Origin of the sequence: Acinetobacter sp. A1 (assembly GCF_012371315.1) — a bacterium.
GTDB lineage: Bacteria > Pseudomonadota > Gammaproteobacteria > Pseudomonadales > Moraxellaceae > Acinetobacter.
Genome location: NZ_JAAZQY010000024.1, coordinates 1 through 13,459 on the forward strand (window position 1 = coordinate 1; position 13,459 = coordinate 13,459).

A 13,459-nucleotide genomic window follows, 5' to 3' on the forward strand; every position below is an offset into this window, starting at 1 on the left:
CGCTGGTTTACGCTTCGCGATCCGTGAAGGTGGTCGTACTGTAGGTGCGGGTGTTGTTGCTAAAGTAACAGCATAATCACTGTATAGTGTGAAAAAGCGCTCCATTTGGAGCGCTTTTTTTATGGTTATTTTTTATCTATATCACAAAAAAATTTAAAGCCTCGCTATTTGTGCTTTTGCACCAAAAAAACAATTTCACTCATCATTATTTTTGTCCCTCATGTCCTGAACTGACAATTTGCTGTCCTTAACTGCACTTAAACAAAAACGAGAAAACTTTAAGATGAAAGCAAGTCAAAAATAAGAAATACGTCGGTTACTGAATAGATGTATTGGTTTTACAGTAATCGAGGGAGATAAAATATGAATGCTAAAGTCAGTATTAGTCAGCGAGCAGGAGCAAGTTTCCCTGTACGTCGCATGAATTTTAACTTTGATGCAGTGCCAGAATATTGGATGAGTGGGAATGCTGGTCTTACCCATTTTATGACTGCATTATCTGCTTTATTCCCTGCAGGTGAAAAGTTCTTTATAGACAGTGTACGTGTTGTACGTTATCACCCAATGTTAAAAGACAATGCTGAATTGCAAAAAGAAATCAGTGCTTTTATTGGTCAAGAAGCCATGCATACACATGAGCATGTGGGCTTTAATGCTTCAGCGCAAAAGTTTGGACATGATGTTGATACTTTAGATCGTCACACTGATACAGTCATTCAGACTACACGCAAGCTGCTTGCCAAAATCGCAAAACCGGTTGGTATTACACAGGAAATGGTGGATTTAACTGCAACCACAGCCTTAGAGCATTTTACGGCTACGATTGCCTCACAGTTACTCAGCAATTCTCATATTCAAGAGTTGATGAGTGACGATACTATGAAAACCATGTGGTTATGGCATGCCATTGAAGAAAATGAACATAAAGCGGTTGCGTATGATGTATTTGAAGGTGTATTTGGTAAAGGCGTAAAAGCCTACGCATTACGAACATCATCATTAGTGATTTCAATGCTAACTTTATTTTTCGTGCAAAATTATTTTTTACTACGTTTACTCAAACAAGATCAGCAGTTGAATCTTGAAAACTTAAAAATGATTTATCGTTATGCTTATAGCCCATCGAAAGGCGTGATTACCGGTATGGCAAAAGAAATGTTGCTGTATTTTAAACCAAGTTTTCATCCTAATGATGTTGATACTACGAGTTTGTTGGATACATGGAAAGCCAAATTAGGCTTCTAAACTTTTCCCTTTGGTCAGGCAACGCACGTTGCTTTTTTTTTTGCTCGATTTTTTTGTTATGACTTCTATAATGCCTACATCTTAACACCTAACAAGATCATTTCTTATGATTCGATTAATGCAAGCTGGCGATGTGGCCGATGTTGTTGCAATTGAAAATTTGGTACAAAGCCATCCGTGGTCGGCTAAGCAGTTTGCTGAAGCGGTAGAAAACTATCACACCACGGTCATTGAGCAGGCGGGGAAAGTGGTGGCTTTTTGTATTTTGCAACCCGTGTTGGATGAAGCCAATTTGTTGTTGATGGCAGTGCATCCTAGTCAGCAAGGCAAGGGTTTGGGTTATCAATTGTTAGAACATTCAATTGCCGAGCTGAATAATCAACCTGTGCAAATTTTTTTGGAAGTGCGCGAAAGTAATGAGGCTGCAATTGCGCTGTATGAAAAATCAGGCTTTCATCAAATTGATTTACGTAAAAATTATTATCCTAAACCTGATGGCACACGTGAGCATGCCATTATTATGGTGAAATCTTGCAGCGACGATTTTGCCAGTTTGTTTAAGTAAACGTGAAATCTCAACACATTTAGTATGGGGTTACTGTATTTTATTTAATGATCGAGTTATTCCAACCCAAGGGCAGCGTCGTCATTAAGGAGTTTCCCAATTGCTGAACCTCATCTGCATTTAGACTGCGGTTAATGCGTCGCCATTGACCATCTAAAAGCAGTTCAAGTGGCACATATTGGGACTTGTAATTCATTTTGTTTGAATGTGGCACCCAATAGCCTAAGTAGACATATTGCAACCCCAAGTGTTGGGCTTGTTCAATCTGCTTTAACACTGCAAATGTTCCTAAGGAGCGACGGCTCTCGTCAGGATCAAAAAAAGTATAGACCGCAGAAATACCGTCATCTAAATAGTCGCAGGTCGACACACCAATTAAGCGATCTTCCTGCCACATTTCTAAAAAGAAACTGTGGGTGCAGCTGTGAATTAAAAACTTTTCAAACTGATCACGGCTAGGCGGGAACATATCGCCATCGGCATGACGTTCATTGATATAGCGTTCGTACAGCGCATAATGTACATCACTAGCATCTTGTGGTTGGGTAATTTGGATGTGTAAATCTTGATTGCGTTTCCATGCTTTCTTTTGGGTGCTGTTCATGCCAAATTCCGCAACAGGAACACGAGACGACAGGCACTGACGGCAAAGGTGACACTCAGGGCGATAGACAAAGTCACCACTGCGACGAAAACCTAGTCGAGATAATTCAGACAGGGTTACGACATCAATTTTATGTGCAGGGTCTAAAAATACCATGCGTGCAGATTTTTCAGATAAATAACTACAATCGTGCGGCGGGGTAATGTAATACTGCAAATCATTTAGCAGGGATTTTGGGTGATATGAATTCATTTTCAAGATCCCTCTCTGTTATTGTCATTCAAGTAGGCGCGCATACTGCGCTATTGTTTTACTTGAAAATACACTGTCCTGATATTTTTTCCAATTGATGGCGGGCTGTTTTACAACATCTTGTAACGATTTAAGGTAGTCTTGGCGAGAAAGTGTACATGCACCCAAGCTAAGCAAATGCTCATTGACCAATTGGCAGTCAATCCAGGCTAAGTTTTGTTCTTGGCCAATCAGCATCAAGCTATAAAATGCCATTTTGGATACATCGGTGCGATGACTAAACATCGACTCACCAAAACAGCCTTGACCAATGGTGACGCCATATAAGCCGCCCACTAAAGTATTTTGTTCCCAGACTTCAACACTATAGCCATAACCTGCTGCAAACAGCTGACAGTAACCTTGAATAATGTCATCAGATATCCACGTTTCGTTGGCATAACTACGCGGCAAGGCACAATGGCGAATGACCTGCTCAAAGGCGTGGTTAATGGTGATCCGATAATCTATTTTTTTCATGTTGCGGACTAAGGATTTGCTTGGGTGATAATCCTTCGGAAAAATCACACAACGCGGTTCTGGGCTCCACCAACAAATGGGCTCACCTTCTGAAAACCAAGGGAACAAACCATGCGTATAGGCTTCATATAAAGTGGCAGGGGAGAGGTCTGCACCGACACAAATCAAGCCTTCACCTTCAGGATCAACCTCAATTGGATCTGGAAAAATGAATGATGAAGCTGGGAGCGTTTGCATATCAAGAGCCGTATACAGTTTTATATGATCTGCTGCGCATCATACCTAAAAATGTTGTGATAAAAAAACCGCTCCTGAGAGCGGTTTGTGTCTTTAAGGTAATGAGCTGAGTTTATTCGCCTAAGGCATCTAAATACTTTTCTGCATCTAGCGCAGCCATACAGCCTGAACCTGCAGAAGTAATTGCCTGACGGTAAACTGAATCGGCAACATCACCAGCGGCAAATACGCCTGCAACAGAGGTTTGTGTTGCGTTGCCTGCTGTGCCGCTTTGCACTTGAATATAACCATCACGTAAGTTTAACTGACCTTCAAACATGCTGGTATTTGGTTTGTGACCAATCGCAACAAACAAGCCTGAAACTTCAACATCTTGAGTTGAACCATCAGTGGTTGATTTTAAACGTACCGATGTTACACCAGTGTTGTCACCTAAGACTTCATCGACCTGATTATTCCAAAGAATGCTGATTTTGCCTTCTTTTTCTTTGGCAAATAAGTGATCTTGCAAGATTTTTTCAGAACGTAGCGAATCACGGCGGTGTACTAAGGTTACATGCGAAGCAATATTGGAAAGATACAATGCTTCTTCTACAGCCGTGTTGCCACCGCCCACAACCATTACTTTTTGATTTTTATAGAAGAAACCATCACAGGTTGCGCATGCGCTAACGCCTTGACCCATAAATGCTGCTTCAGATTCTAAACCTAAGTATTGTGCAGTTGCACCTGTGCAAATAATGAGTGCATCACAGGTGAATTCTTCCATATCGCCTTTAAGTACAAATGGACGAACATTTAAATTCACTTCATTAATATGGTCATACACGATTTCTGTACCAAAGCGTTCGGCATGGGCTTGCATACGTTCCATTAACGCAGGGCCAGTTAAACCTTCAGGATCTCCCGGCCAGTTGTCTACTTCAGTGGTGGTGGTCAGCTGACCACCTAATTGCAAGCCTGCAATTAATGTCGGTTTTAAGTTAGCACGTGCTGCATAAACTGCTGCACTATAACCCGCAGGGCCAGAACCTAAAATAATTAATCGTGAGTGACGAGCGCTCATGCACAGCATCCTTTTTTTATTTAGAAATTTATGAAATTATACGTGAAACAGAAAGACTTTGCTGTGTGAATAAATTTGATATTACTGATCAGGTAAATCGATTTGAGCTATATAGAAAAAGTTAACAACACACTTCAATAATCTTGCATCTTTTTCTAGGCAACACGTGCATAATATAAGGTCTGCGATACGTTTTATCTTGTAATCTTCTTCAAGGTTGCATAGATCAATTCAACGCAGAGGCTCATTCAAATAAGTGGCTTTTTAGACCAACGAGCAAACAAAAACATTGATGAAGAATTGGCAACAGGACAGTATATGACTGCGGTGTCGGGTGCTTATGCACAGCGCTTAATAGTGACTTTATTTTTGGTCTCTTTTGGAATTTATCTGTTTCTTGCAACAGTGACCTATACTCCATTTGACCCGGGCTGGATGCATATTTCCAGTGATACCCAACAGGTTTCGAATGCCAGTGGGGTTGCAGGGGCGTGGATTGCCGATTTACTATTTGGATTTTTAGGCTGGGCTAGTTTGCTTATTCCTGCTTATTTATTTATTGAAGCGTTACAAGTTTGGTGGCCACGTAGTTTTTTAAACCGCCCATTTCGTTATGCTGCCCAGTTTTTTATTTTGCTCGCCAGTGCAAGCCTATTGTATTTGTTTTGGCAAGTCCCTGCCGATACGCTAGATAACGCATCTGGGGGGATTATCGGTTTTGAGCTTGGGCAGAGCTTATCACAGCTTTTAAGCATTTATGGGGCTACTGCATTTTTAGTGGCGTTCTGGGTTTTACTGTTTACTTTGGCCTTTGGTGTAAAGTGGAACAGAACTTGGGCGACTTTAAAAGCAACACCTGCCTATCTACAAGATTTATTTTACCGTAATGTGCCTGAGCCAGAATCTGATTTTGAACGTGCTGCACCGCAAGTGAAAAAAACGGTGGTTGCTGCTGCGCCTGCGGTACAGGCCGAAACTACAGCTGCACATGATGATCGTACATCTACAGAAATTGCAGTTGCACAACAAAATCAACAGATTGAAACGCCACATCCTGCAGCGGAGCGTATGTTTAATCACATGCAGCAACGTGAAGAAGATGAACAGGCACAACAGCTTTTAGTTCAAGATGAAATTGATGATGTAGAGCTAGAAAAAACCATTGAAAAAGCACATCAATTGGAACAAGACAGCCAGCGTATTGTGGCAACAGGTGAAGTGTGGCGTGCCTTGCAGGAAAATACTGACTCACAGCATAACCAAGACATTCATGCACTATTGCGTGCTTCAGAAGAACCTGAACACCCAATCCAAAGCAATTCATTAAATGATGGATTACCAACTACGTCTATGCCGCAGTCTGGCAATAAATCATCGTTAGATTGGGATGACGACCAAATTTTTGATGAGCTGTTAGCGGCTGTACCACAAGGAAAAACCGCCAGTGATTTACATAGCCCATTCCAAAGTGACAGCCATGTAGAAACACTCGAAACAGAGCGTGATCACGCTCAGTATGAGGCAAGAAATACTGAGGCTTCAGTAGATTTTCAGCGTAATGAATCGCACTTTACGCCACCATCAGATCATCCTGTTGTAACGCCTAAGCAGGTCAGCCAAGTCAATCGTACAGCGCATGAACTTGATGGTTTAGATGATTTACTGGTGGATGATCTTTTGGGTGATGAGCCATTTGAAGATCATGTTCAGAATCCAACAAAAGCAGTACGTACCAGCAGTAGTTATGCGCAAAGCTCTGCTTTTGTGCAGGCACCTATTCAGACGGCAGCAACTGCAGCAGCAGTTGCAGGTTCAGCAACGACAGCGCAGACGGCTACAACTGAAAAAGTTGCCTTATCTAAGGAAGCTTTTGTAGAAGCATGGCAGGAAACAGCAGGCAAGCCACAAGATGAAGATGATTTCGATTTTGATGCGCCTTTGACCGATGCCAGTGGCCGTCCAATGTCACGCGCGATGCAAGTCGCAGAAAAGCGTCGTGATCTTTCTCCGCTACCAGGTTTGGAATTGTTGGATAAGGTTGACCCGAATAAAAAGGTCAATTTTACGGCAGAACAATTGGCGCGCTTGTCTGAGTTGCTGGAAATTAAGTTACAGGAATTCAATGTCAAAGCCAAAGTGGTCGAAGCACAGCCTGGGCCTGTAGTGACACGTTTTGAACTGGATTTGGCACCTGGGGTGAAAGCGTCAAAAGTGACCAATATTTCTCGTGACTTGGCACGTTCTATGTCTATGGCATCGGTGCGTGTGGTGGAAGTCATTCCAGGCAAGCCGTACATTGGTATTGAAGTGCCAAACAGCACCCGAGAAATGGTGCGTTTGATTGAATTATTGCAAACCCCTGCTTTTGAAGATCCGAACGGTATTTTATCCATGGCGATGGGTAAAGATATTTCAGGCAATCCAGTGATTACAGAATTGGGCAAAGCACCACACATGCTAGTTGCAGGTACAACAGGTTCAGGTAAATCGGTTGCGGTGAACTCAATGATTTTATCGATGCTGCTGAAATATAAACCTGATCAATTGCGTTTAATTCTGATTGACCCGAAACAATTGGAATTGGCTAACTATAATGATATTCCACATTTATTGACACCTGTCGTGACTGATATGAAAGATGCAGTCAGTGCTTTGAATTGGTGTGTCAATGAAATGGAACGTCGTTATAAGTTAATGTCCTTCCTTAAAATTCGTAAGTTAAGCGACTATAACCGTAAGGTGGAAGAGGCGCTTGCTAGTGGTGAAGACCTGATTGATCCAACTTGGAAACCGAGTGATTCTGCTACACAGGAACGTGCTCCACGCTTAACTCCATTACCTTCTATTGTGATTGTGGCAGATGAGTTTGCCGACATGATTATGCAGGTCGGTAAAAAAGCAGAAGAAATGATTACCCGTTTGGCACAAAAATCACGTGCAGCAGGGATTCATTTATTGCTTGCGACTCAGCGTCCATCGGTAGATGTGATCACAGGTTTGATTAAAGCCAACATTCCAACCCGTGTGGCCTTGCGCGTAAACTCAAAAATTGACTCGCGCACTATTTTGGATGCAGGTGGTGCAGAAGACTTGCTTGGTCATGGTGATATGCTGTTCTTGGGGCCTGGTAAAATTGAACCAGAGCGTGTGCATGGTGCGTTTATTTCAGATGATGAAGTCAACCGTATTTGTGATGCATGGCGTGAACGTGGTGACCCAGACTATGTGGATGAAATCTTGACACCATTTGATGAAGAACCCTCTTCACGTGGTTTTGAAGATGGTGAAGGCAATCCAGACCGTGACGTGCTTTATGATCAGTGTGTGGCGTTTGTATTGGAAACACGCAAAGTTTCGACTTCGTCTTTACAACGTAAATTTAGCTTAGGTTATAACCGTGCAGCACGTATTGTCGATCAAATGCAAGAACAGGGTATTGTCAGTGAGCAGGGGCCAAACGGAAAACGTGAAATTTTAGTTTAGTTTTTTCTCATTCTGTTTTATGTTAAAAAAATCCCGCAATGACGATTGCGGGATTTTTTATTTCATTATCGTTTAGGCAAACTTAGCCAAAACTGCTAAAAACTCATCTTTTTGACGAGGGAATTCAGCAATCACGTCATGAATACGTTGACCTTCAGGATTGGTGGCATTCACGTCACGACCATCGGCAATAAACTGGGTCAATAAGCGCTCATAGTCGCTTGGACGCATGTGTTTAAAAGCATGATATAACACATGGAAATCTGCATTGACACCTGCAGGTGGCAACTGATTTAAGTAAGCAAACACACGTTCATCTGACCATGCTTCGTTAAAGGTTGCAGGTTGAGATAATGCCATAGCAATCTCCTTTATATTCTTTTGAAAAAATAGGGCAAAATAATTTGCGTTATTTTGCCCTGATTCAATTTGCTTGACTAATCAGTATTCAGATTATCGCTCTTCAGGCAAATTGATATTCATTTCTAGCATTTCAATATTGGCTTCTGAACGTACTGACATTTGAATGTGTTGTTCATCTACCCCACGCACGTAGCGGTTCACCACTTGCATGATTTCTTTCTTCATCTGATCAATTTTTTCTTGGCTTAAGCGTTTACCAAGACCTTGTTCAGAAGCAACAATCACTTTTAAGCGATCTTTTGCTGTTTGTGCACTAGATGGCTTATCTTCACCGCTAAATAATTTGCTCCAAAATCCTGCCATGTCTACGCTCCAAATAATCGTGCTAACCAGCCCTTAGGTTTCGCTTCAATATGGCGAAACGGACGTTCTTCACCTAAGAATCGTGCAACCAAGTCATCATAAGCCTGACCTGCAGCAGCATCGCTATACAGAATGACAGGTTTACCTTCGTTTGATGCTTGAAGTACGCTCTTACATTCAGGAATTACGCCTAAAGTAGGTACACGTAAAATATCTTTAGAAATGTCATCAATCGTTAGCATTTCTTGTTTATCGGCACGTTCTGGGTTGTAACGTGTAATACACAGGTGCTTACGGATACGACCTTCGTTTTGTTCTACTTTTTTAGTTTTGCTGTCGAGCATACCAATAATACGGTCAGAGTCACGTACTGAAGAAATTTCAGGGTTAGTCACAATAATCGCTTCATCGGCATGATACATCGCTAAAATAGCACCGCGCTCAATCCCTGCAGGTGAGTCACAAATAATGTAATCAAACTCTTGTGCAAGCTCATCCATAATACGTGCCACGCCTTCATCGGTCAGGGCATCTTTATCACGGGTTTGAGAGGCTGGAAGAATATAAAGGTTTTCAATATCTTTATCGCGAATTAATGCTTGTTGTAAACGCGCTTCATTATTTAAAACATTCACAAAATCATAAACAACGCGACGTTCACAACCCATAATTAAGTCAAGGTTACGTAAACCCACGTCAAAATCGATAACAACAGTTTTGTGACCACGTAGGGCTAAACCTGTTGCAAAAGATGCACTTGTAGTGGTTTTACCTACGCCACCTTTGCCTGATGTTACGACAACAATTTTCGCCACCGAATCCACTCCTGTTATGGTTTAAATTCCCCTATATTTTTTGGGGATTTTTGGTGATTATTTATACATTAAAATTGTAGAGCTTCAAATACAAGCTCTTGGTTATCATTTAAGTAAATATGCACAGGTTTTTTGGTCACATGCTGTGGAATGTCGTCCGCAACGCAATATGTGCCTGCAATAGATACCAATTCTGCTTCAAGGGAATGGCAGAAAATTCGTGCTGTAATATTCCCGCCCGCGCCGGCAATGACTCTACCACGTACACTACCATAAATATGTATATTTCCTGAAGCAATCACTTCTGAACCGCTATTAATGCCTGCGGTTAAAATGATGTCGCCCTGATGCTGTACCAAACATTGACCTGTGCGCAAAATTTCATCGTGATACGACGTAATATGTGCCACTGCAGGTGCAGTTTCAGCGACTTGATTTTCAGCCTGTTGTTCTGCGGCAGGCTCAGGTTTAACTTCCACCACTTGTTCTTTGGTCGCTTTCACTTCTTGAAGTGGGCGGTCTTGTGGAATCACAGGAAATTGAATGGCACGTGCCTGATCGCCCAATAGTCCTTCAGTCACCGCAATTGGCTGTGCCTCTAAACTAATGAGTAATTGAATCAGTGCAATCAGTTCCTGTTCGACTGAACTTTCAATCACCATCAAAACGCCTGGTGGAAATGATTTTTGCAACATTGGGCTTAGTTGCTGGCGGATCGCATCATGATCATTGGTGTCTAAGCTAATGCGAATCGCATTGACCAATCTGCCTTTTATCCGTATGTCAGCCATAATAATTCCTTAACACTTCTGACTCTGCTGGTTGTCGAAGTCATATTATAAATAGAGCAAATCCTAGAACAAATTGGGTGAATTCTCTAGTTGCATGACTAAAAATATTTATCCCAATCGTAAAAATGTTAAAACGCACTCATGAAATATTCTGTTGTTGTCCTTCATCTAAAATTTGTTGCCATTGTTTGACTTTTACTTGTTTGCGAATGGCTTCCAAACTCTCAAATACTGCTGACTCTACTAATTTATCAATATGCTGATTATGTTCAACTTCTATCTGACTAATTTTTTCGGCAATCATTTGATACGTCGGGTTGCTGGACTGTGCGTTCGGTTGTGCAAAAGGTTCAATCAAGCCTTGGGTGATGTTTTCGCCTAGTCGCTGACCAATACTTTGAATTTGCTGTTCAATACGACCACCAACCAATGGAATCAGACGCAGAAGCTGAGTCAGCTCAGGCGTATCTTCAATGGCTTGATTGACTACCAGCCCTACATTTTTTGCAATTTGGTGGCGTTGGGCTTGCAACTCTTTACCCAAGGATTCTTGCAGAATATCCGCCAGTGCAATGGCCAGTAACTGACGATGCCGCTCGACCAAATCATCAATAAACTGTTTGTGTGTGGTGCTAGTGGTCAGTTCACGCTGTACGCCATTCAGCACAGTCAGTACCACTCGGCTACTCAGTTCTTCCATCAATAAGCTGTAATAGAAGTTGCCACGTTTATACCAACTATTTGGGATGACTTTATAACCGTGACTATGCAGGTTGTAGCCAATAGCAAAGGCGCGTAATAAACGTAAAAAACGTAGCTGTGGAATGATTGCGAGAATTTCATACCAGTGAATAAACGGAAAGAACCACCAGCGTTGATGATGCTTAAAAATAATAGCAATGCCCCAGCGCACACTCAATTCCACAATTAAAAATGTGGTAAACCAACCTTCGGTGATAATCACCCAAGGACGTAACTCGCCCCGATAAAACTGTAAGATTTCAGGCAGGCGAATAAAGTCGAACAGCCATTCACCAAAATCACTCATTAAAATGGCATTGGCACTTAAACAGAACAAGTTGAAGATGATTAAACCCATCAAAAACAAGTCATAAATTAAGGCAATTTTCCAACCCCATGAATCTTTACGCAGGGTATGGAATGAGGATTTGATTACAGGCTCTTCAGACTTTTTCATGGTTCACCTGATTGGGTTAGGCCGTCGGGGCAGCAAATTTTTGTTGCATGGATTCAATCAGCTGATCTTTTTCCAACCATAATTCATGCACCCATTGCTGGAAACGCTCACGGTATTCAGCATCATCTTCGTAATTACCACCCAAGACCCAGTCTGGAATGTTGATTTTTCGTAAATTTACCGCAATGCGAGGAACTTCTCCGAGCCAGAACTCGCTGTAGCCTGGCACACCATCTGGGTAAACAATGGTCATATCCACTAAAGCATCAATTTGATCGCCCAAAATATTCAAAGCCAGTGCTAAGCCACCCGCTTTAGGCTTTAATAAATGTTGATATGGCGATTGCTGCTGATCATGTTTTTCTTGAGTAAAGCGAGTGCCTTCTAAATAGTTGAGCAGGGTAAAGGGCTGACTCAACAACTGTTGACAAGCTTTACGTGCTTCTTCCATATCACGATCTTTCAGTTCAGGTTTTTTGGCAATCTGGGCTTTGGTATGCCTTTTCATCATTGGGAAGCCTAAAATTTTAAAGGCCTGACCCACAAATGGAATAAAGATCAGTTCCCACTTGGTAAAGAAGCGGGTCAGTGGCATGCGGGTTAAACCAAAATATTGATTGACCGTAGTGTCTACCCAGCTTTGGTGGTTACAGGTCATCAGGTAACGACCTTGCATGCTGAGCGCCAAGTCTTCATCAATACTGATGTCCCACTTTGTGTTGGGTAAAACATGGTCAATCAGCCAGTTATTCACACTTAGCCAACTGTTGGTAATTTGAATATTGGTTTCATCGACTTTGCGGGACTGTTTAAGCAGTTTGGTCAAGCCCAGCGCCAACACAGGTGGACCGTGAAAAAATGTACTGCCGGTAATGACAGTACCCACGGTGAGTCCTTTTGTGATTTTTTTTAATAAAGGGTGTTTTTTAGCTTGCGATGACATAAAAATCGGTCCTGAAGAAAAATCGTCCAATGCGTCACATATTGATTTATAGACTCAATATAAATGTTGTTTTTAAAATAAAAAAGTGTTGAAGTGAAAGTGTGTAGAAATTGTGATGAAGTTATACCAAGATTTGTACACGATCATGAAGATTTGTAAGCAAAAGTTTTTTTATTAACAAAAAATCAATGGTCTAAGTCTATTTTTTCATTCAATATTTGCATCATACAACAAAACACAAAGTAAGGAGGCATGCCATGCGTGCACTAGCAATTTCAGCAGCAGTCGTAGGGGCAATGGTTTTAACTGGTTGTCAATCGACTGGTAATAACCTTGGTGGTGTGGAATATGACAAAACTGCACTAGGCACAATTATTGGTGCTGCTGCGGGTTATGGTATTTCTAAAGGCAATGCAAATACAAGCGCACAAAATAACCGTGCTGCAGCAATTGGTGCTGTAGTTGGCGGTGCTGCAGGTGTTTATCTTGACAATAAAGAGAAAAAATTACGTCAGCAAATGGCGGGTACTGGTGTAGAAGTAAACCGTAATGCAGATGGTTCTGTTGGTTTGGTTATGCCTGGTAACATCACGTTTGATACCAACAAATCAAACATCAAACCTAACTTCTATACAACGCTGAACAAAGTTGCGCAAACGCTAACTGAAGATAACAAGAGCGGTATTTTAGTGACTGGTTATACTGACAGCACTGGTAATGACTCAATCAACATCCCATTGTCGCAAGCACGTGCTCAATCGGTTGCAAACTACTTGTCTAGCCGTGGTGTATCAACTTCACGTATTAATGCACAAGGTCACGGTGCTGCAAACCCAATCGCATCGAATGCGACTGCAGAAGGTCGTGAGCAAAACCGTCGTGTAGAAATCAGCATTTATGCAATCCAATAATTTGGCATAGCATAAGTTGTAAAGAACCGCCTTCGGGCGGTTTTTTCATGTCAAAAATTTAGTATTGTGTAGTTGCACACTCAGCAAATAGACAATGACGCCTA

General features: G+C 41.7%; 13 protein-coding genes and 1 pseudogene. 5 read left to right on the forward strand and 9 right to left on the reverse strand.

The genetic code is table 11. The features are described from left to right. The 3 genes and pseudogenes from HHA41_RS09290 to rimI form a co-directional block, all read left to right on the forward strand. A pseudogene (locus HHA41_RS09290) lies at positions 1–76 on the forward strand (elongation factor Tu); the annotation flags it as partial. Between the two features lie 287 nt (positions 77–363). After that, positions 364–1,245: a metal-dependent hydrolase gene (locus HHA41_RS09295; protein WP_168418254.1), complete on the forward strand. Its 882-nt coding sequence runs from the start codon at positions 364–366 to the stop codon at positions 1,243–1,245. 106 nt (positions 1,246–1,351) lie between these two features. Continuing rightward, entirely contained in the window at positions 1,352–1,810 is a 459-nt protein-coding gene (gene rimI / locus HHA41_RS09300) for a ribosomal protein S18-alanine N-acetyltransferase (RefSeq protein ID WP_168461469.1), read from the forward strand. Between the two features lie 40 nt (positions 1,811–1,850). On the opposite strand, the gene HHA41_RS09305 is transcribed toward rimI, so the two are convergent. From HHA41_RS09305 to trxB, 3 genes are all read right to left on the reverse strand, one after another. Continuing rightward, entirely contained in the window at positions 1,851–2,666 is an 816-nt protein-coding gene (locus HHA41_RS09305; protein ID WP_168418252.1) for an arginyltransferase, read from the reverse strand. A 24-nt stretch (positions 2,667–2,690) separates the two neighbouring features. Further along, complete coding sequence (gene aat, locus HHA41_RS09310; RefSeq protein WP_168418251.1) at positions 2,691–3,422, reverse strand: leucyl/phenylalanyl-tRNA--protein transferase; 732 nt, start codon at positions 3,420–3,422, stop codon at positions 2,691–2,693. A gap of 112 nt (positions 3,423–3,534) precedes the next feature. Beyond that, a complete protein-coding gene (gene trxB / locus HHA41_RS09315; protein WP_168418250.1) occupies positions 3,535–4,488 on the reverse strand; it encodes a thioredoxin-disulfide reductase in 954 nt (317 codons plus the stop codon). Positions 4,489–4,806: 318 nt separating this feature from the next. On the opposite strand from trxB, the gene HHA41_RS09320 reads away from it, so the two are divergent. Continuing rightward, positions 4,807–7,971, forward strand: a complete 3,165-nt coding sequence (locus HHA41_RS09320) for a DNA translocase FtsK (protein ID WP_168461470.1) — start codon at positions 4,807–4,809, stop codon at positions 7,969–7,971. 72 nt (positions 7,972–8,043) lie between these two features. Here HHA41_RS09320 and HHA41_RS09325 read toward each other — a convergent pair whose 3' ends face one another. The 6 genes from HHA41_RS09325 to HHA41_RS09350 form a co-directional block, all read right to left on the reverse strand. Next, positions 8,044–8,331 carry a PA4642 family protein gene (locus tag HHA41_RS09325; protein WP_168418248.1) on the reverse strand — a complete coding sequence of 96 codons (288 nt, stop codon included), beginning with the start codon at positions 8,329–8,331 and terminating at the stop codon, positions 8,044–8,046. 93 nt (positions 8,332–8,424) lie between these two features. Next, positions 8,425–8,697 carry a cell division topological specificity factor MinE gene (gene minE, locus HHA41_RS09330; protein WP_004975292.1) on the reverse strand — a complete coding sequence of 91 codons (273 nt, stop codon included), beginning with the start codon at positions 8,695–8,697 and terminating at the stop codon, positions 8,425–8,427. 2 nt (positions 8,698–8,699) lie between these two features. Continuing rightward, the gene (gene minD, locus HHA41_RS09335; RefSeq protein ID WP_004975294.1) at positions 8,700–9,512 is read right to left on the reverse strand and encodes a septum site-determining protein MinD; all 813 of its coding nucleotides are present in this window, start codon (positions 9,510–9,512) and stop codon (positions 8,700–8,702) included. Positions 9,513–9,580: 68 nt separating this feature from the next. After that, on the reverse strand, positions 9,581–10,303 hold the full coding sequence (minC, locus tag HHA41_RS09340; protein WP_168461471.1) for a septum site-determining protein MinC: 723 nt from the start codon (positions 10,301–10,303) through the stop codon (positions 9,581–9,583). Positions 10,304–10,442: 139 nt separating this feature from the next. Continuing rightward, on the reverse strand, positions 10,443–11,501 hold the full coding sequence (locus tag HHA41_RS09345) for a preprotein translocase subunit SecA (RefSeq protein WP_168461473.1): 1,059 nt from the start codon (positions 11,499–11,501) through the stop codon (positions 10,443–10,445). 16 nt (positions 11,502–11,517) lie between these two features. Further along, positions 11,518–12,444, reverse strand: coding sequence for an acyltransferase (locus tag HHA41_RS09350; protein ID WP_168418245.1), 927 nt, complete (start codon positions 12,442–12,444; stop codon positions 11,518–11,520). 257 nt (positions 12,445–12,701) lie between these two features. Here HHA41_RS09350 and HHA41_RS09355 point away from each other — a divergent pair, with 257 nt between their 5' ends. Next, positions 12,702–13,355: an OmpA family protein gene (locus tag HHA41_RS09355; protein WP_168418244.1), complete on the forward strand. Its 654-nt coding sequence runs from the start codon at positions 12,702–12,704 to the stop codon at positions 13,353–13,355. Positions 13,356–13,459: the final 104 nt, after the last annotated feature.

What these genes read in the sequence shown, in the direction of transcription:
- HHA41_RS09295 (WP_168418254.1), top strand. Translation starts at nt 364, where the DNA reads ATGAATGCTAAAGTCAGTATTAGTCAGCGAGCAGGAGCAAGTTTCCCT.
- rimI (WP_168461469.1), top strand. Translation starts at nt 1,352, where the DNA reads ATGATTCGATTAATGCAAGCTGGCGATGTGGCCGATGTTGTTGCAATT.
- HHA41_RS09305 (WP_168418252.1), bottom strand. Translation starts at nt 2,666, where the DNA reads ATGAATTCATATCACCCAAAATCCCTGCTAAATGATTTGCAGTATTAC.
- aat (WP_168418251.1), bottom strand. Translation starts at nt 3,422, where the DNA reads ATGCAAACGCTCCCAGCTTCATCATTCATTTTTCCAGATCCAATTGAG.
- trxB (WP_168418250.1), bottom strand. Translation starts at nt 4,488, where the DNA reads ATGAGCGCTCGTCACTCACGATTAATTATTTTAGGTTCTGGCCCTGCG.
- HHA41_RS09320 (WP_168461470.1), top strand. Translation starts at nt 4,807, where the DNA reads ATGACTGCGGTGTCGGGTGCTTATGCACAGCGCTTAATAGTGACTTTA.
- HHA41_RS09325 (WP_168418248.1), bottom strand. Translation starts at nt 8,331, where the DNA reads ATGGCATTATCTCAACCTGCAACCTTTAACGAAGCATGGTCAGATGAA.
- minE (WP_004975292.1), bottom strand. Translation starts at nt 8,697, where the DNA reads ATGGCAGGATTTTGGAGCAAATTATTTAGCGGTGAAGATAAGCCATCT.
- minC (WP_168461471.1), bottom strand. Translation starts at nt 10,303, where the DNA reads ATGGCTGACATACGGATAAAAGGCAGATTGGTCAATGCGATTCGCATT.
- HHA41_RS09345 (WP_168461473.1), bottom strand. Translation starts at nt 11,501, where the DNA reads ATGAAAAAGTCTGAAGAGCCTGTAATCAAATCCTCATTCCATACCCTG.
- HHA41_RS09350 (WP_168418245.1), bottom strand. Translation starts at nt 12,444, where the DNA reads ATGTCATCGCAAGCTAAAAAACACCCTTTATTAAAAAAAATCACAAAA.
- HHA41_RS09355 (WP_168418244.1), top strand. Translation starts at nt 12,702, where the DNA reads ATGCGTGCACTAGCAATTTCAGCAGCAGTCGTAGGGGCAATGGTTTTA.